Origin of the sequence: Cognatilysobacter xinjiangensis, from assembly GCF_014651995.1 — a bacterium.
In the GTDB taxonomy this organism is placed as follows: domain Bacteria; phylum Pseudomonadota; class Gammaproteobacteria; order Xanthomonadales; family Xanthomonadaceae; genus Cognatilysobacter; species Cognatilysobacter xinjiangensis.
Genome location: NZ_BMXY01000001.1, coordinates 247777 through 265941 on the forward strand (window position 1 = coordinate 247777; position 18165 = coordinate 265941).

The following is an 18165-nucleotide window of genomic DNA, read 5'->3' on the forward strand; positions in this document are numbered from 1 at the left end:
AGTGCAAGCGGCTTTGCGTTGTGCTAGCCGGCCAGCGCCGCCCTGCGCGTGCGCACGCCCGTCTCGTGCAGCGAGTCGACGTCGAGGATCAGCGCCATGCGGCCGTCGCCGATGAGGCTGGCGCCCGCGTAGCCTTTGAGGCCGCGCAGGGTGCGCGGCAGCGCCTTGATGACGACTTCCTCGCGGCCGCGCACGCGGTCCACCAGCAGCACGAAGCGCTGCTCGCCGGCCTGCAGCACCACGCCGGTGGACGCGCCTTCGCTGGATGCATCGAGGCCCAGCCAGTGGCGCAGGTCGAGCACGGGCGTGGGCTGCTCGCGCAGGTCCAGCACGCTCTGGCCGTCGATCCACATCGCGCCGCGCCCTTCGTGCGCGAGCACTTCGACCACGCGCACGAGCGGCAGCGCGTACACGTCGCCGTCGATCTCGACGAGCAGCGTGGGCAGGATGGCGAGCGTGAGCGGCACCTTGATCGACATGCGCGTGCCGCGGCCGACCTCGGACTGGATCTGCACGGTGCCCGAGAGTTCGCGGATCTTGCTCTGCACCACGTCCATGCCGACGCCGCGGCCGGAGAGGTCGCTGACCTCGGCCTTGGTCGAGAAGCCGGCCATGAAGATCAGCTGCAGGCATTCGTCGGACGACAGGCGCGCGGCCGCTTCCGGATCGATCAGGCCCTTGCGGATCGCGCTGTCGCGGATGCGGTCGGGATCGATGCCGGCCCCGTCGTCGCGCACCTCGATCAGCACGTGGTCGCCTTCCTGCTGCGCGGACAGGCGCACGTTGCCCTGCTCGGGCTTGCCGGCGGCGCGCCGCGCCTCGGGCGATTCGATGCCGTGGTCGATCGCGTTGCGCACTAGGTGCACCAGCGGATCGGACAGCGCCTCGACGAGGTTGCGATCGAGCTCGGTCTCGGCGCCGATCACTTCGAGTTCGACCGACTTCTGCACCTGGCGCGCGACGTCGCGCGCGAGCTTCGGAAAGCGCGAGAACACGCGGCCGACCGGCTGCATGCGCGCCATCATCACCGCCGACTGCAGGCGGCTGGTGGCGGCATCGAGCGAGGTCACCGCGCGATCGAGATCCTCGTCGCGCAGGCGCGGGCGGATGGTCTTCAGGCGGTTGCGCGCCAGCACGAGTTCGCCGACGAGGTTGACCATCGCGTCGAGGCGGCGCACGTCCACGCGCACCGTCGTTTCGCCGGCGTCGTTGGACGCCGGGCTGCGGCGTCCGCCCGCGACCGGCTCGGGGCGCGCGACCTGCGCGGGCGAAGGCGCGGGGGCGACCGCGGCCGGCACCGGTGCTTCGGACACCGGTGCGGCGCCGGGGAGTGCCCCCTTGCCGTGGAGCGCATCGAGCAGCGAATCGAAATCGAGGTCGTCGAGGTTCTCGGGGAGATCCTCGGCGGAAATGGTCGTGGCGGCGGGTGCATGGCTCTTGCCGTCGACGTGCATGCTGTCGAGCAGCGCCTGCGGCACGGCCGGCAGTTCGCGGCCGTGCGCGACGCAGTCGAGCATGTCGGCCAGCAGGTCGATCGCCTGCTGCGCACCGTCGAAGGCGAAGCCATCGAGCGGGAGGCTGCCGTTGCGCGCGACGTCGAGGCGGTCCTCGACGGCGTGGCAGAGCGTCACCATCGGCGGGAAGTCGAGGAAGCCCGCGCCGCCCTTGATGGTGTGGAAGCCGCGGAAGACGGTGTTCAGCGCGTCGCGGTCTTCCGGCGCGCGCTCGAGCACCACCATCTGCTCGCCGAGCTGGTCGACGATCTCGCGGGCCTCGACGAGGAAGTCCGCGCAGATCTCGCTGATGCCTTCGCTGGCGCTCATGCCGTCACGTCCGGAGAAAATCAGAGGCCCAGCGCGGACAGCAGCTCGTCGGCGTTGTCCTGGGTGGCGGGCGTCGGATCGACGCCGCCCACGGACGGCCCGTGGCCGCGGTTGTTGTGCAGGTGCAGCGGCTCGGAGCCGCCGACGATGTCGCCCAGCCCCGTGTGCACGGCGCGCACCAGCTCGACCACGCGCAGGATGATCTGCCCGGTGAGGTCCTGGTAGCCCTGCGCTAGCGACATCTCGGAGAACCGCGAGCGCAGGCCGGCGATGGCCTCGCGCTGCGCGTCGTCCTGCGCGGGCGGCAGCGCGGCGAGCAGGCGCGAGCACTCGTCGATCAGGTCGAGCGTGCGCATGCTGGAGGATTCGGTGAGCTGCACCACGTGCTCGAGGCGCGAGCAGGCCTCGGGCAGCGACGCGGTACCGTGGCCGCCGTCGCCCAGCACCACGGCGAGCTCGCGCGCGAGGCGCACGAGACCCTGGACGAGCGGCTGCGTGCGCCACTGCACCAGGCCATCGAGCGCGGCGCGCGCGCCGGCGTCGTCGCCGGTCTCGACCGCGTGCAACGCGGCCTGCAGCACCTCGACGATCGCGGCGCGCTCCACCGGAACGGCGGCCGCGGTGGTCATGCGGCGGCCTCGACGCGCTCGAAGATCTTGTTGAGCTTGTCGGCCAGCGTGGCCGCGGTGAACGGCTTGATAACGTAGCCGTTCACGCCCGACTGCGCGGCCTCGATGATCTGCTCGCGCTTGGCTTCGGCGGTCACCATCAGCACCGGGATCTTCTTCAGCGCCTCGTCGGCACGGATCGCCTTGAGCAGGTCGATGCCCGGCATGCCCGGCATGTTCCAGTCGGTAATGACGAGGTCGAACGGGCCCTTGCGCAGCTCGACGAGCGCGGTGGTGCCGTCGTCGGCTTCGGTGGTGTTGAAGAAGCCCAGGTCGTTGAGCAGGTTCTTGACGATGCGGCGCATCGTCGAGAAGTCGTCGACGATCAGGATCTTGATGTTCTTGTCCATGGGACGGGGGCCCTCGCTTTTCTGGGTAGTGCTATCGGCCCGGCGGGGCCGGGCTTGAGGGGCGCGGCCCCCGCATCCGTGACGGGCGTTTCAGTTCTCGACCTGCTCGACCGCGGTGTCGCGCCAGTCGCCGAGGCGGCCGCGCAGGCGCAGCATCGCTTGGCCGTGGATCTGGCAGACGCGCGATTCGCTGATGCCCAGCACTGCGCCGATCTCGCGCAGGTTCATCTCCTGCTCGTAGTACAGCGACAGCACCAGCTGCTCGCGCTCGGGCAGCGTGCCGATGGCCTCGCCGAGCGCCTGGCGGAAGACCTGGTGCTCCAGCTCGCGCGCCGGGGTGACGTTGCAGCTGGCGGCCAGGCGCGGCTCGCCGTCGAAGTCGTCCATCTGCTCGTCCAGCGAAAGCAGCTGGCCGCGCGAGGCGTCCTCGAGCATGTGGTGGTAGTCGTCGACCGACACGCCCAGCACCTCGGCGATTTCCGACGAGTTCGCTGCGCGGCCGTTGGCCTGCTCGACCTGCCGCGTGGCGGCGACCACGTCGCGGTAGCGGCGGTGCACGCTGCGCGGCACCCAGTCGCCGCGACGGATCTCGTCGATCATCGCGCCGCGGATGCGGATCGAGGCATATGTCTCGAACGCCGCGCCCTGGTCGGCCTGGAAGTTCTTCGCGGCCTCGATCAGGCCGAGCATGCCGGCCTGGATGAGATCGTCGACCTCCACGCTCGCCGGCAGGCGCGCCGCGAGATGGTGGGCGATGCGGCGCACCAGTTCGCCGTGCTTGACGACGATCGCGGTGGCGTCGAAATCGGCGCTCGCGCTGCGTGTCTGCTTGTACGCATTGGCCTTCACGGCCGTGGCGGTCGTGCTCATGCGGTCGCACTCCTGGTCGTGGGGATCAGGCGTTCCATGAAGAACTCGACGTGGCCGCGCGGGCCGTTCGGGGTCTGCCACTTCTCGGCGCGCTTGGCGATCTCGCGGAAGGCCATCGACGCCGGGGCGGCGGGAAAGGCGTCGACGACGGCTTCCTGGCGCTGGATCGCGCGGCGCAGCCATTCGTCGCGAGGGATCGCGCCGAGGTAGTTCATCGTCACGTCGAGGAACTTCGCGGTCACGCGCTCGAGCTTGTCGTACAGCTGGCGGCCCTCGGACGGATGACCGACCTGGTTGGCCAGCACCTGCACGCGGGTGACGCCGCGCTCGCGCGAGAGCACCTTGATCAGCGCGTAGGCGTCGGTAACGGATGCCGGCTCGTCGCAGACCACCACGATCACGTCCTGCGCGGCCTGGCAGAAGGTCAGTACGCTGTCGGAGATGCCGGCGGCGTTGTCGATGATCATCACGTCGACCGGCACGTCGAGCTGGCTGAAGGCGTGCACCAGGCCCACGTGCTGCGCCGGCGTGAGCTCGGTCATATGGCGCTTGCCGCTGGCGGCGGGCACCACCAGCAGGCCGTTCGGGCCTTCGAGCAGCGTATCGGCCAGCTCGCAGCGGCCGGCGAACACGTCGCTCAGCGTGAAGCGCGGGCTCAGGCCCAGCATCACGTCGACGTTGGCGAGGCCGAGGTCGGTATCGAGCAGCAGCGTGCGCTGGCCGGCGTTCTGCAGGCTCATCGCAAGGTTGACGCTCACCGACGTCTTGCCGACGCCGCCCTTGCCGCTCGCGACCGCGATGACGCGGACGGGGCCCGGATCGTTCGAGGCGCGCACGGGGGAAGCGATGGGGTTAGGCGACGACATGGCGTTCCTCGGTGGCGAGCGGGTTGTCGGCGGCGCGACGGAGTTTTTCGATCTGCAGTACGAGGCGCGATGCATCGGCGGCCTCGAGGTCGGCCGGCACCTGCTGGCCCGCCGTGGTGTATGCAAGGGGCAGGCCGTGCTTGATGGCGACGGAAATCGCGCTGCCGAGGCGACCGGTTTCGTCGAGCTTGGTCAGCACCACCGCTTCCGGCTGCGCCATGCGGTAGCGGCGAACGGCTTCCGACATGTCCTGCGGCTGCAGGTTGGCGGGCAGCACCAGCAGCGAGCGCAGGCCGCGCGTGGCGCGCAGCCAGGTCACCTGGCCGAGCAGCGCCTTGTCGCGCGCCGCGTAGCCCGCGGTGTCGACGAGCACGAGCGGATAGTCGACGAGCTGGTCGAGTGCGTCGGTCAGGCCTTCGGGGCCTTCCGCTTCGCACACGGTGATGCCGAGCTTGCGGCCGAGCGCATGCAGCTGCTCGCGCGCGCCGGGGCGCTCGATGTCGGTGGTGACGAGCGCCACGTCGCGGGCGCGGTGGCGCTGCGCGAAGCGCGCGGCAAGCTTGGCGAGCGTCGTGGTCTTGCCGGCACCGGTCGGGCCGATCAGCGCGAACACGCCGCCGTCCTCGAGCGGTTCCGAGCGCGCGATGGTGAGCTGACGCGCGAGCTCGGCGAGCAGCGGCGCCTTGACCTTGGCCGGCTCGAGCTTCGGGTCGATGCGCTGCGCGATGGTCTGCGCCAGCGCGTCGTCGCAGCCGTAGGCCTGCAGCGTCTCGAACGCCGCGGCGCGCGCCGGCGAGCCGCGCAGGCGCTCGACCGCGAACTGGCCCATCTGGCGCTCCATCATCTGCCGCATCGAGGCCAGCTCGTTGCGCATCGCCACGATGGTCGGATCCTCGGACTGGTTGACGACCAGCTGCAGCGTCGGCGGCGCGGCGACGGTCGCCACCGGAGCGGCGACGGCGACGAGCGCGGGCGCCTGCACCGCGGCCATCTCGGCCAGCGGATCGAAGGCGTCGACGAAGCTCGGCGCGGGCAGCGCGACGGCGGCCACCGGCGCGGGCGCGGCCAGCTCAGCGAAGCTCGGCTCGGCGATCGGCGTCTCCACGATGGCCTGCGCCGGCGGCGCGGGACGCATGGCGACCGGCGCCGGAATCTCGACGACCTCGGCCTCGACCGGCGCCTGGATGTCGTCGGCGGGCGCGGCAGCCTGCGGCGCGGTGACCTCGACCTGCGCCTGCGCGCGGGCCTGCACGTACTCGGCCTCGGCCTGCGCCATTTCGGCGGCGCGCGGGCTGAACGTCGCGGTGGGCTCGTCTTCCTCGTCACTGAGGCGACGCAGCAGCGCGCGGAAGTCGTCGCCCGGACGGGCATTGGCCGGCGCGGCGTGCTCCGGTTCCGGCATCGGCTCGGCGACGGGCTTGCGCAGCAGTGCCGAAAGCGCGGGCTTGTCGCCCTTCACCGCGGCACGGGCGCGGTCGGCCAGCGCGGTGCGCGCAGCGGCGGCCTGCGCCGAGTTGCCGGCGAGCGCGGCGATCATGGCGTCGGCGCGCGAGGGCGCGGCGGCTTGGACCGGCAGCGTGGCGGGCGCGAAGGCGGGCATCGCGTCGAGCGCGGTCGCCGGCGCGGCCGGTTCCTCCGAAGCGGTGCGCAGCGCCTGCTGCACCAGCGCCTCGTCGTAGTCGGTCGCGGCCACGACCTCGATGCCGCCGTGGACCGGCTTGTTCGACAGGATCACGGCGTCGGGACCGTGTTCTTCGCGGACCATCTTCAGCGCGGTGCGCATGTCCGGGGCGACGAAACGCTTGATTCTCATGCGACGGCCTCGAGGCGGGCGGTGGCGGATTGCAGGGGCGTGCGGCTCATGCCGGAGGCTTGTGCAATGGGCGTGCCAGAGGCAGGTGACGGAAGGGCGACGCGGCGGCCCCGTGCTGCTGCCGTCGTACCGGCGTACCGGGGCGCGGCTGTCGCGTCCGCCCGGGCCGAAGCGGCGGTGGGGCCGCGGTCATACCGGCCGTTCGGCGGTGGGGCCGCGGTCATACCGGCCGTTCGGCGGTGGGCCCGCCGCGCGTGTCGCCGTCGCGCTTACGTCGTCCAGACGCCCGCGCGGCAGCCGGCGTGCCGCAGCGCCCCGCGACCGTTGTGACGGGAAACCGGCCGTCACCCGTTGAACATGAAGACCACGCGCCGGTGCGACGGGCTGACGACGATCACCCCGCTGCGGCCCAGCGCGTAATAGCTGCCGGGCGCATTCACGATCGACTGCACCTCGGCCCAGACCTCCGGCTCGACCTCGATGCAGAAGCCGCAATCGCCGGGAATGCCGCTGTAGGTCGCGGTGGCCTGGCCGCGTGCGGTCGCGTCCAGCGGCGTTTCGTGCCAGTCGTCGTACACGTCGCGCTGGTCGGGCGACGGCGCCCGGGCTTCCCGCGGCATGCGGTCCAGCCAGTCGACGCCGCCGCGGTGCACGTCGGCGGCGACGGCCGCGGGCAACGCGTAGATCCGCAGGCCGGTTTCGTTGTCGCCGGGCAGGGCGAGGAAGGGCAGGCCCCAACGCGCCTCCTTCTCGTAGACGATGCGGCGCACGTGCAGCGCGTCGGGCACGAAGCTCAGCAGGAACGCGCGCTTGAACGCCGCGTACCCGAGGCCCGCCGCGAGCACGGGCGATGCCAGGAACAGGGCGACGGTCGTCACGAAGACGCGCCGCGACAGCGCGCGGCGGAGCCTCGCGCAGCCGTCGATCAGCAGCCGCACGGCGGTGACCAGCACCAGCAGCGACAGCGCCATCGCGAGCAGAACGTACGCCAGGACGCTCAGCCGTGCGCCGACGGTCAGCAGCAGGACGACGTAGATCGCGACGCCGACGGCGGAGGCGATGACGAACGTCCGCGTCGTCGAGGTGATGCCCGTGCGGGCGGAAGGCGTGGGCATGCGGCCGGGTCCGGAACGAAGGGCCGCCAGTCTCGGCCGCGTGCGTGGACCCGGCGCGGGGCGAAGTTGATGCGCAGGTGAAGTCGCGCTCTTCGACCGTAGAGCGGCGCTGCGCGCTCGAACGGGCGGAATCCGGTAGGCGGTGGAGCGTCGCGATGGCGTCGTCCGCGGCATGCGGGCGCCAACCAATCCGCGCGCTCCACGCGGCGCGTTGTCGCGCCACTTCCGCTCAGCCGATCGACCCCACCAGCCGCAGCCGCTTGTCCTCCGGCACCTCGCCGTAGGCGAGCACCGCGAGCTGCGGCACGCTGTGGCGCACGAGGCGGGCGATGGACGAGCGGATCTGCGACGGCACCAGCAGCACGGCGGGTTCGCCGCGGCTTTCCTGGCGCGTCACGCATTCGCTGAGGTTCTGGTGCAGGCGTTCGGCGAGGCCCGGTTCGAGCGCGGCGCCCTGGCCGCTGACCGAGTCCTGCAGCACGCGCTCGAGCTGCGGGGCGAGGGTGAACACCGGCAGTTCCGCGTTGAGCCCGTTGAGCTCCTGCACGATGAAGCGGCCCAGCGCGGTACGCACGGCGGCGACGAGCTGCGCCGGGTCCTGCGTGATCGCGCCGTGCTCCAGCAGCGCCTCGACGATCTGCCGCATCTGCCGCAGCGGCACCTTCTCGCCCAGCAGCGACTGCAGCACGCGGACGATGGTCGACAACGGCAACAGCTTCGGCGTCAATTCCTCGACGAGCTTGGGCGACTGCTTGCCCACGTTGGCCAGCAGCTGCTGCACCTCGTCGTGGCCCAGCAGCTCCGATGCCTTTTCGCGCACGACGTGCGACAGGTGCGTGGCCACCACGGTCGCCGGATCGACGACGGTGTAGCCCAGCGATTCGGCATGCGCGCGCTGCGTGGGCACGATCCACACCGCGTCGAGGCCGAAGGCCGGATCGCGCGTCGGGATGCCGTCGAGCTGGCCGAACACGCGGCCGGGGTCGAGCGCCATCTCGCGGTCGGGCTGCAGCTCGCCGGTGGCGACCGGCACGCCATGCACCATCAGGCGATAAGCGTTCGGTGCGAGCTCGAGGTTGTCGCGCACGTGCACGGCGGGAATCAGGAAGCCGAGGTCCTGCGTGAGCTTGCGGCGCACGCCCTTCAGGCGCGCGAGCAGCTCGCCACCCTGCGCCTTGTCCACCAGAGGAATGAGGCGATAGCCGACTTCGAGCGTGAGCGGCTCGACCGGGCGCAGCTCGTCCCAGGTCAGCTCGGCATTGGGCGACGGCGCGGGCGGGGCGGTGATGTCCGACGCCGGCTCGGCCGCCGGCTCCTGCGCCTTCTTGTGCAGGCGCCACGCGGCATAGCCCATACCGGCGGCGGCGAGCAGGAACGGGATGTTCGGCATGCCCGGGACCAGACCGACGAGGCCGAGGATCGCCGCCGACACGCTGAGCGCGCGGTGGTGGCCGAAGACCTGCTTGTTGACGGTCTCGCCCATCTCCTGTTCGGTGGTCGCGCGCGTCACCAGCATCGCCGTCGCGGTCGACACCAGCAGCGCCGGCAGCTGTGCGACGAGGCCGTCGCCGATCGCCAGCAGCGAATAGGTTTCTGCCGCCTGGCCGAAGCCCAGGCCGTGCTGCAGCATGCCGATCAGCATGCCGCCGATGAGGTTGATGAAGAGGATCAGCAGGCCGGCGATGGCGTCGCCGCGCACGAACTTGCCGGCGCCGTCCATCGAGCCGTAGAAGTCGGCCTCGTTGCGCACGTCCTCGCGGCGCGCCTTGGCTTCCTCGCGCGAGAGCAGGCCGGCGTTGAGGTCGGCGTCGATCGCCATCTGCTTGCCGGGCATCGCGTCGAGGATGAAGCGGGCCGACACTTCGGAGATGCGCCCCGCGCCCTTGGTCACCACCACGAAGTTGATGATGGTGAGAATCGCGAACACCACCAGGCCGACGGCGTAGCTGCCGCCGATCACGAACTGGCCGAACGATTCGATGACGTGGCCGGCCGACGCACCGCCCTGATGGCCGTGCAGCAGCACCACTCGGGTGGAGGCGACGTTCAGCGCAAGGCGCAGCAGCGTCACCATCAGCAGCACGCTGGGGAAGATCGAGAACTCCAGCGGGCGCTTGACGTAAACCACCGCCAGCAGCACCACCAGCGACAGCGCGATGTTGATCGTGAAGAAGGCATCGAGCACCAGCGGCGACAGCGGCACCGTCACCATCGCCAGCATGCCCAGCACCACCAGCGGCGCACCGGCGCCGCCCTTCAACGACTGCATGATTCCTGCAGCGCGACTCATGCGTTATCTCCGACCAGGTCGGGCGCGCCGTCGGCGCCCACGTCCACTTGCACCAGCTGCGGCATGGGGCCGCGCGACGGGTGCCACTTCTTCAACTGGAAGATGTAGGTGAGCACCTGCGCGACCGCCGCGTAGAGCTTCACCGGGATTTCCTCGTCCACCTTGCACTGGCGGTACAGCGCGCGCGCGAGCGGCGGCGCCTCGACCAGCGCGACCTTGTTCTGGCTGCCGAGTTCGCGGATGCGCAGCGCCATCTCGTCCACGCCCTTGGCCACCACCTTCGGCGCGCGCATCGCACCGGCCTCGTACTTGAGCGCGACGGCGTAGTGCGTGGGGTTGGTGACGATCACGTCGGCCGTCGGCACCGCATCCATCATCCGGCGGTTGGCCATCTCGCGCGCCGCATGGCGCATGCGCGCCTTGACCTCGGGGTTGCCGTCGGATTCCTTGGCCTCGTCGCGCAGCTCCTGCTTGGTCATCTTGAGCCTGGCGCCCCAGGCGAAGCGCTGGTAGGGCACGTCGAGCGCGGCCAGCAGGCCCATCGACACCACCACCGCGAGGAACACGCCCAGCACCATGTCGACGCCGTTCGACACGGCGCCTTCGAGCGACTGCGAGGGCAGGTCCATCAGCCGCGGCAGCGAACCCTTGATGACCAGCGCCGCGATGCCGCCGATCAGCAGCAGGCGCAGCACGGAACGCGCGAACTCGACCAGCGATTCCTTGCCGTACATGCGCTTGATGCCCGCCATCGGGCTCAGGCGGGTGAGGTCGGTCTTCAGCGCCTGCCCGGAGAAGCGCAGGCTGCCCATCGCGGCCGGGGCGAGCAGGCAGCCGACCAGCGCGGCCGCCAGCAGCGGCGTGACCGGCAGCATCAGCGAAAGCAGCTGCTTGGCCGCATAGGCCGGCAGGCGATCGGGCTGGCCGATCAGGCCGGGTTCGAACTGCAGGGCGTTGCGCATCCAGTCGCGCGAGGCGCCGCCGATGTGCGGCCCGGTGACCTTGAGCGCCAGCGTCGCGCAGCCCAGCACCGCCACGTTCGCGAGCTCGCGCGAGCGCGGCGAATCGCCACGCTCGCGGGCTTCCCGCAATCGTTTCTCTGATGGGGCTTCGGTGCGGTCTTCGTTGTCGGTCTCGGACATCGCAGCGGATCAACCGGTGAGGGCGCGGGCGGCCTGGAAGGCCTGCTCGAACAGCCGTTGCACCGGCCCCTGCAATTCCCTTGCCAGCAGCATCAGCAGCAGCAGCCCCACCAGCAGTGCGATCGGGAAGCCCAGCGACATCGGGCTCAGCTGCTGGGCGGCCCGCGACAGCACGCCCACGGCCACGTTGACGGCCAGCAGCGCCATCATCACCGGCAGCGCCAGCAGTACGCCGGTGCGCAGGGCCTCGCCGAAGAAGGTCGGCACCGACGTCACGAAGCCCGGCCAGTCGGCGAAGGGCGCACCCACGGGCATGGCGGCGTAGCTGTCGAACAGCAGCCGTACGAGCGCCAGATGGCCGTCGCTGGTGAAGAACACCAGCCCGAAGGCGAGGAAGAACCACTGCGAAACCACCGGCGAAGCCTCGCCGCTGGTGGGATTGGCCAGCGTCGCGTTGGACAGGCCCATGCCCTGGCTGATCAGCTGGCCGGCGATCTCGCCCGCCTCGAAGGCGATGCGCAGCATCAGCCCGATCGCGATGCCGGTGGCGAACTCGCGCATCACCGCCAGCGCCGTCGCCGCGTTGACGCCCGCCGGCGGCGGCGCCGGCAGCAACTGCGACAGGGCGACCGAGATCGCGATCGTCAGCACCAGCCGGGAGCGGGCCGGGATGCCACGGCCGCCCACCATCGGCAGCGCCTGCATGGCCGCGCCGATGCGGATCGCATACCAGAGCGTGGCCGACAGCAGCCCGAACAGGTTCAGGCCGTCGGCGGTGGTGAGGGTGACGGGATCCATCGGCCCTGCGGGATGCAAGGCCCGTACCTCTGGCGCCCGTCAGCGGCGGGTCTGCATCTCCACCAGGACCGGGTAGGGCGACGGCCGCTTCGGCGGCGGCTGCAGGCGCAAGCCGCCGAAACCCTTCGCGAAGCAGCGGGCGAGCGGAGTGTCCGGGCGCGCCTCGATGGCGCTTGGACGCCCGGCGGCATCGACGTTCGCGACCAGCACGAACTCGCCGCCACGACCCGGGTCGGTGCCCTTCGGTACGCAGGGGACGAGCACGTGATGGATCGCCGGGCCCATCGCGGTGTCGTAGGCGAAGCCTTCGAGCTTGGTCGTGGCGGCCTTGGCGGCGGCGACACGGGTCGCGAAGTCCGCAGCGTGGGCCTGTGTTGCCAGAACCAGCGGCAGGAGGAGGGCGTGAGGCTTCATGCGGCGCGGGCTTGTGGCGTCGGTGCAGCCAGAAGGCGGCTCGGGCGCTGAAGGGTGGCGGAATGCCTTTGGTCTGCAAAGACGCGAGGCAAGCGCGCCACGACATTTCGCGCGATCGGTGACTTCGCTTCCTGCCATCGCTATTCGCGATGGCGTTCGCGACAGCAGGACGCTGTCGCGTCCCCAGCGCTGCCGCTCACTACCCAATCAGCTGCGGAATCCGCCCGAACAGATCCGCGGTGAACGACACCAGCCGCCCCAGCAGGAAATGTCCCATCAACGCGATCGTCGCCGTCAGCGCCACCGCCTTCACCACGAAGCCGATCGTCTGCTCGTTGATCTGCGTGGCCGCCTGCACCACGCCCACCACCACGCCCACGCCGAGTACGGCGAGCAGCGGCGGCGCGCCCAGCACCAGCGCCATTTCGAGGCCGCGGCCGATTTCCGTCATTGCGGTTTCAGGGGTCATGCGTCATCCCACCGGGTTGAACGAGCCGGCGAGCGAGCCGACCACGAGGACCCAGCCGTCGACGAGGACGAACAGCAGGATCTTGAAGGGGGCCGACACGATCATCGGCGACATCATCATCATGCCCATGCTCATCAGCACGCTCGCCACGACGAGGTCGATGATCACGAACGGGATGTAGATCAGGAAGGCGATCTCGAACGCGGTCTTGAGCTCGCTCGTCAGGAACGAGGCGGCCAGCACGCTGAAGGGCACGTCGTTGGGCGTCGCATACGGGCCGCTGTTCGACAGCCCGGCGAACGTCATCAGGTCGGTCTCGCGGACCTGTGCCAGCATGAAACCGCGGAACGGCTGCGCGGCGGCGCTCCAGGCCGATTTGAAGTCCATCGTGCCGTCAAGGTAGGGCGAGATGCCGGCGGCCCAGGCGGCGTCGAACGTCGGCGTCATCACCATGAAGGTGAGGAACAGCGCGAGCGCGAGCAGCACCTGGTTGCTGGGCTGCTGGCCGGTGCCGAGCGCCTGCCGCAGCAGGCCCAGCACGATGATGATGCGCGTGAACGCGGTGATGCCCATCAGCGCCGCCGGCAGCAGCGTGATGCCCGTCATCAGCAGCAGCACCTGCAGCGGCATGCTCACCGGCTGCTGGCCGATCTGTCCGACATTCACGGACGGCAGCGGCTGCGCGGGCGCCGCTGCGGGTGGGGCGACGGTCGCGGGTGCAGCGGCTGGCGCGGCCTGCGCATGCGCGACGCCGCCGACGAGGCTGTAGGCCAGCGCGAGCAGCAGCGCGAGCGCGCAGAGCACGCGCGGGAAACGGTCGAGCCTTCCGGTCATGACTTTTTGCCGAAATGCTGCGCGAGCACCTGTGCGAAGGGCGAAGGTGCGGTCGATTCGACGACGGGCAGCGGATGCTCGAGCGTGTGCAAGGTCCGTACCCCGCCCTGGCCGACACCCACCAGCAGCTGCTGGCCGCCGACGTCGAGCACGACGGCGCGCTCGCGCGGGCCGAGCGCCACGCTCGCCACCACCTTGAGCTGCGCGGCGTTCGCGCCGCGCTTCATGCCCGGCATGCGCTTGGCCAGCCAGCCCAGGCCGAGGATCAGGCCGATGATCAGCAGCAGCGAGAACACCGCGCCGCCGATGCTGCCGGCGTCGACGCCATTGGCGGGCGTCGCCGGGCGTGCGGCGACCTGAGCGGTGGTGGCGGGGCGAACGGGAAAGCTGACGCCGCGGGTCGCCGTCGCCGTCGAATCGGCCTGCGCCTGCGCGACGGGCTGTGCAGCCGCGGCGCCCGTGGCGGGCGCGGCTTGCGACGTCGCCGCAGCGGTTTCATGCGCCACCGGCGTCACGGCCGGCTGCACCGTCGCGGGCTGCGCCGGCTGCGCTGCCGTCGCCTGCGTTTGCGTCACCGTGGGCACCACGTCGTCCATGGCCGGGCCGATGCCGCTCACTTCAGGCGCTTGATGCGCTCGGACGGGCTGACCACGTCCGTGAGTCGAACGCCGAAGCGGTCGTTGACGACCACCACTTCGCCCTGCGCGATCAGCGTGCCGTTGACGTAGACGTCCAGCGGCTCGCCGGCGGCGCGCTCGAGTTCCACCACCGAGCCCTGGTTGAGCTGCAGCAGGTTGCGGATCGGGATGCGCGCGCGGCCGACTTCGAGCGACAGCGTCACGTTGACGTCGAGAATGACGTCGAGGTTGAGGTCGGCGCCGTTGCCGGCATCGGCGGTGAGGGTGTCGAAGGCCGCGGGCGCGGCGGCGTCGGAAGCATTCATGGCGTCAATCCAGGGAATCGAGGGGAATCAGCGAACGCGGCTGGTTGACCTGCGTGATCTTGATCGCGTTCTTGCCGTTGTGCGTGCCGAATTCGCCGTGGAAAAGGGGCGTGCCTTCGACTTCGACCGACAGCTGCGGCGGCAGCTCGATCGGGATGATGTCGCCGACCTTCATGCGGCTGAGCGCGCGCAGCGAGATCTGTCGCTGCGCGAGGCAGCTCGACACCTCGACCTCGGCGTCCTGCAGCTGCGTGCGCAGCGCGCGGGTCCAGTTCTCGTCCTTCTCGATGCGGTCGCTCTGCACGCCGGCATCGAGAAGCTCGCGGATCGGCTCGAGCATCGAGTAGGGCAGCGCGACGTGCAGCTCGCCGCCGCCGCCTTCGAGGTCGACGTGGAAGCGGCTGACAGCGATGTACTCGCGCGGCGAGATGATGTTGGCGAAATGCGGGTTGACCTCGGAGTTCACGTACTCGAACTCGACCGGCATCACCGGCGCCCAGGCCTCGGTGAGGTCGGCGAAGGTCTGGCGCAGCAGCAACTGGATCACGCGCATCTCGGTCGGCGTGAACTCGCGGCCCTCGATGCGGGTGTGGTACTTGCCGGCGCCGCCGAAGAAGTTGTCGACGGTGGTGAACACCAGCCGCGGCTCGAACACGATGATGCCGGTGCCGCGCAGCGGCTTCATCTTCACCAGGTTGAGGTTGTTCGGCACCTGCAGCGAATGCATGTACTCGCCGAAGCGCATCAGGTCGATGCCGCGCACGGAGAGGTCCGCCGAGCGGCGCAACAGGTTGAACAGGCCGATGCGCCAGGAGCGCGCGAAGCGCTCGTTGATCATCTCGAGCGTGGGCAGCCGGCCGCGGACGATCTTGTCCTGGCTGGCGAAGTCGTAAGTGCGCGCCTCGCCCGGGGCGGCCGGCGGCTCGACCTCGATCGCCCCCGCATCCACGCCGTGGAGCAGGGCATCGATCTCGTCCTGTGACAGCAGGTCGGCGCTCATGGCGGTCCTTACTGGGTGACCAGGCTCGTGAAGATCACGGCGTCGACCTTGTCGGGCGCGCCTTCGTGCTTGAGGACCGACTTCACCTCGACCAGTGCCTTCTCCTGGAGCCGCTCCTTGCCGCTGCGCTGGATCAGCGTGTCGCTGGTCTGCTGGCCGAACAGCAGCAGCAGGCGGTTGCGGATGGCCGGTGCCTGCTCCTCCAGCGTCTTGAGCGTCTCGGCGTCGCGCGTGGCCAGCTGCACGTCGGCCTGCAGGTAACGCGTGGCGTCGACGTCGGCCAGGTTGACCACGAACGACGGCTCCATCGCGAAATACTGCGTGGGCTGCGGCTTGGCCGCCTCCTTCTTCGACTCGCCGCCCGAGTGGCCGGTGAAGAAGTACGCGGCCGCGCTGCCCGCGGCGATCAACAGGACGGCGCCCACGATGACGAAGAGCTTCTTGCGGCTCTTCGTCGGGGCATCGGCGGGGACGGCAGCAGCGGCAGCGGGGGCTTTGGCGGACACGCAGGAAACTCCTTGGACTCGCCAGCGCTGTGCAAGGGGCGTGCCGGAGCTGCGCGGCGGATCGACGGGGATTTGACGGAAGCCTGAATGGCGGCGCGTCGGTCCGCTGACGCGGCCGCGCCGGAAAGGCGACGGCGGCGGTGCGCGGCATACGGCCGGCGCGGGGCGCCCATGCGGCCGCCGCCATGGCGCCGGCGGCCGGTCGCGATGCCGGTCTACGCGTGCAGCGGTTGGAGACGCCGCGGACAGTGCTGCGGCTCATGCCGAGCGAGTCGCGCTGACGATCCAGGCATCCGTGGCACGCGGTCGCCATCGCAACAAGGGGACGCGGAACGCCGATCTGACGAGGACAGCGCCAGGACACCCCTTACGTCAGGCGTACTCGTCCAGCAGCCCGCGGGAACGCAGCGTGCGCACGGTGGTCACGTGGGGCTCGCCGGCTGCCGCCTCGCCGCCACTTCCGTTGCCGTTCGACGCGGTCTGGCGACCGTCGCCCTGACGCGCGCCCGTGCCGACCTGTGCCTGCCCGAGCTCCATGCCTTGGCGGCCGAGCATGTCGCGCAGGCGGTCCATGCCGGATTCGAGCGCCTGGCGCACGTCGGCGTTGGCGCTGTGGAACTGCGCGTTGAGACGGTGCCCGTCCATCTGCAGGCGCACGTCGATCGGGCCGAGCGAATCGGGATTGAGGCGGATCTCCGCGCGATCGACGCGCTGGTCGGCCATCCAAAGGATGCGGCTGCCCATGCCGTCGTCGAAGGCGGCGTCGAGCGCGAGCGGAATCGAGGTGGGACCGGCCACGGCGACGGCGCGCGTGACGGTCTGCAGCGTGTCCGCGCCACGCGCTGCCGGCGTGTTGAAGGCGAGGCCCGGCGTCGCGGGCGTGCCGGTGTCGGTGGACGTCGCGACGGCCGCGTTGCGTTCGCCCGCACCCTCGGCGAGCGCCGCGAGCGCGGCGAAGGCATCGTTCGAGGCCGCGTCGGCACCGGCGTTCGACGGCGCGCTGGGCTGCAGCGCGGCGAGCGCAACGCCTGCGGCAGTCGTCGCAAGCGGCGACACCGGTGCCATCGGTGCCATCGGTGCATCGGGAAGTACCGGCGGGATCGCCGGCGCAGCCGCGTCGACGGATGCGGGCGACGTAGCGACAGACTCGGCCGCCGTGGCGATGCCCGCGAGGAGGGGTGCGACGCCGATCGGCGATGGCCCTGCCGTCGCGGCCAGGGGCGCCGTGACTGCGGACGTATCAGCGGTGGCCGGGCTGATCGACGCAGGCGGCGGCGCTGCCGTCGGCATCGCCCAGTCGCCCGACAGCAACGCGAGCATGCGGTCGGGCAGGGCGTCGTCGGTGACGGCTTTCGCAGGAGCGTGCGTGTCGTCGGCCGCAGCCACGGCATCGCTTGACGCATCGGTAGGGGCTTCGACCGCCTCATCCTGCGGCGCACTCGCGCCACGCTCCGCGCGCGCAGAGGACTTCGCGGCATCGTGCGGTCCACGCGCGGCGTCGGGCTTTACGGCTTCCTGCGGTTTGGCGGCCGCCTCCTCGTGCGGCACGTCGTCGGTCGCGCGCACATGCGCACGCTCGCGCGCGGGCTGCGAGGACGCACGCGTCCGCGCCGCCTGTACCGCGGCTTCGGCGCGCGCGGTGTCGCGCGCTGCGAAGGAGGTGGACTTCCTTTCCTGCGCCGCGCCCTGCGAGCCGGCGTCCAGCGAGAACGCTGGCGCGTCGGCCTGGGACGACGACGTGCGCGTATCGCCCGTCGCCGGGCCGATGCCGAGCTGCGGCAGCGCGCGGTCGATGTTCACCGGCCGTCGCCCTCGCTGCCGAGTGCCGCGCGTACGCGGCGGCCGGCGAGGTCGTCGAGTTCCTTCTGCGAGCGCTGGTCGGCCACGCGCGTCTCCTCGGCGCGATAGCTGGCGGCCAGCTTCTCCAGCACGTGCGTCTCGCGGCTCGCGAGCATGAGGCGCGCGCGCTCCACCTCAGTGGCTTCGCGGGTGCGGTCGACGATCTGCGACTGCTGCTGCACGGCCTGCTGCAGCTTTTCCTGGAACGCGAGGCGATTGGCCAGCAGCGCCGGGTTGATCGTCGAACCCTGCAGCGGCTGCGAATACTCGGCGGCATAACGCTGCAGCGCTTCCAGCCGCGCCTGCTGCTCGGCGTGCGCGGCTTCGCGCGCGGCCACCTGCTGCGCGACGTCGTCCTGCTGGCGCTGCTTGATCTTGAGGATCGGATCGAGGCGTTGGGAACGCGGTGCCATGGAAGGTTCCGG

At 70.8% G+C, this 18165-nt stretch carries 19 protein-coding genes; all 19 read right to left on the reverse strand.

The window, feature by feature from the left end; genetic code table 11:
* Window positions 1-23 precede the first annotated feature (23 nt).
* The 19 genes from IE066_RS01095 to fliJ all read right to left on the reverse strand — a co-directional run bounded on the left by IE066_RS01095 (window position 24) and on the right by fliJ (window position 18153).
* Complete coding sequence (locus IE066_RS01095) at window positions 24-1823, reverse strand: chemotaxis protein CheA (protein WP_189446489.1); 1800 nt, start codon at window positions 1821-1823, stop codon at window positions 24-26.
* 20 nt (window positions 1824-1843) lie between these two features.
* Window positions 1844-2452, reverse strand: coding sequence for a protein phosphatase CheZ (locus tag IE066_RS01100; RefSeq protein WP_189446490.1), 609 nt, complete (start codon window positions 2450-2452; stop codon window positions 1844-1846).
* On the reverse strand, window positions 2449-2841 hold the full coding sequence (gene cheY / locus IE066_RS01105) for a chemotaxis response regulator CheY (protein WP_189446491.1): 393 nt from the start codon (window positions 2839-2841) through the stop codon (window positions 2449-2451). The genes IE066_RS01100 and cheY overlap by 4 nt, the downstream gene beginning before the upstream one ends.
* A 90-nt stretch (window positions 2842-2931) precedes the next feature.
* On the reverse strand, window positions 2932-3711 hold the full coding sequence (locus tag IE066_RS01110) for an RNA polymerase sigma factor FliA (protein ID WP_189446492.1): 780 nt from the start codon (window positions 3709-3711) through the stop codon (window positions 2932-2934).
* Window positions 3708-4577, reverse strand: a complete 870-nt coding sequence (locus IE066_RS01115; RefSeq protein ID WP_189446493.1) for a MinD/ParA family protein — start codon at window positions 4575-4577, stop codon at window positions 3708-3710. The genes IE066_RS01110 and IE066_RS01115 overlap by 4 nt, the downstream gene beginning before the upstream one ends.
* Entirely contained in the window at window positions 4564-6390 is a 1827-nt protein-coding gene (gene flhF, locus IE066_RS01120) for a flagellar biosynthesis GTPase FlhF (protein WP_189446494.1), read from the reverse strand. The genes IE066_RS01115 and flhF overlap by 14 nt, the downstream gene beginning before the upstream one ends.
* Window positions 6391-6734: 344 nt before the next feature.
* Window positions 6735-7505 carry a hypothetical protein gene (locus IE066_RS01125; protein WP_189446495.1) on the reverse strand — a complete coding sequence of 257 codons (771 nt, stop codon included), beginning with the start codon at window positions 7503-7505 and terminating at the stop codon, window positions 6735-6737.
* Window positions 7506-7734: 229 nt separating this feature from the next.
* Entirely contained in the window at window positions 7735-9795 is a 2061-nt protein-coding gene (flhA, locus tag IE066_RS01130; protein ID WP_229790618.1) for a flagellar biosynthesis protein FlhA, read from the reverse strand.
* The gene (flhB, locus tag IE066_RS01135) at window positions 9792-10937 is read right to left on the reverse strand and encodes a flagellar biosynthesis protein FlhB (RefSeq protein ID WP_189446496.1); all 1146 of its coding nucleotides are present in this window, start codon (window positions 10935-10937) and stop codon (window positions 9792-9794) included. The genes flhA and flhB overlap by 4 nt, the downstream gene beginning before the upstream one ends.
* A gap of 9 nt (window positions 10938-10946) precedes the next feature.
* Window positions 10947-11735, reverse strand: coding sequence for a flagellar biosynthetic protein FliR (gene fliR, locus IE066_RS01140; RefSeq protein WP_189446497.1), 789 nt, complete (start codon window positions 11733-11735; stop codon window positions 10947-10949).
* A 39-nt stretch (window positions 11736-11774) separates the two neighbouring features.
* Complete coding sequence (locus tag IE066_RS01145) at window positions 11775-12149, reverse strand: hypothetical protein (protein WP_189446498.1); 375 nt, start codon at window positions 12147-12149, stop codon at window positions 11775-11777.
* Between the two features lie 199 nt (window positions 12150-12348).
* A complete protein-coding gene (locus IE066_RS01150; protein WP_189446499.1) occupies window positions 12349-12618 on the reverse strand; it encodes a flagellar biosynthetic protein FliQ in 270 nt (89 codons plus the stop codon).
* 3 nt (window positions 12619-12621) lie between these two features.
* A complete protein-coding gene (gene fliP, locus IE066_RS01155) occupies window positions 12622-13452 on the reverse strand; it encodes a flagellar type III secretion system pore protein FliP (RefSeq protein ID WP_189446500.1) in 831 nt (276 codons plus the stop codon).
* Entirely contained in the window at window positions 13449-14069 is a 621-nt protein-coding gene (gene fliO, locus IE066_RS01160; RefSeq protein WP_229790619.1) for a flagellar biosynthetic protein FliO, read from the reverse strand. Before fliO ends, fliP begins: the two co-directional genes overlap by 4 nt.
* Window positions 14066-14395 carry a flagellar motor switch protein FliN gene (gene fliN, locus IE066_RS01165; protein WP_189446501.1) on the reverse strand — a complete coding sequence of 110 codons (330 nt, stop codon included), beginning with the start codon at window positions 14393-14395 and terminating at the stop codon, window positions 14066-14068. Before fliN ends, fliO begins: the two co-directional genes overlap by 4 nt.
* A gap of 4 nt (window positions 14396-14399) precedes the next feature.
* Complete coding sequence (fliM, locus tag IE066_RS01170) at window positions 14400-15395, reverse strand: flagellar motor switch protein FliM (RefSeq protein ID WP_189446502.1); 996 nt, start codon at window positions 15393-15395, stop codon at window positions 14400-14402.
* A gap of 8 nt (window positions 15396-15403) precedes the next feature.
* Window positions 15404-15901, reverse strand: a complete 498-nt coding sequence (locus IE066_RS01175) for a flagellar basal body-associated FliL family protein (protein WP_189446503.1) — start codon at window positions 15899-15901, stop codon at window positions 15404-15406.
* Between the two features lie 372 nt (window positions 15902-16273).
* Complete coding sequence (locus tag IE066_RS01180) at window positions 16274-17701, reverse strand: flagellar hook-length control protein FliK (protein WP_189446504.1); 1428 nt, start codon at window positions 17699-17701, stop codon at window positions 16274-16276.
* Complete coding sequence (fliJ, locus tag IE066_RS01185) at window positions 17698-18153, reverse strand: flagellar export protein FliJ (RefSeq protein ID WP_189446505.1); 456 nt, start codon at window positions 18151-18153, stop codon at window positions 17698-17700. Before fliJ ends, IE066_RS01180 begins: the two co-directional genes overlap by 4 nt.
* Window positions 18154-18165 lie beyond the last annotated feature (12 nt).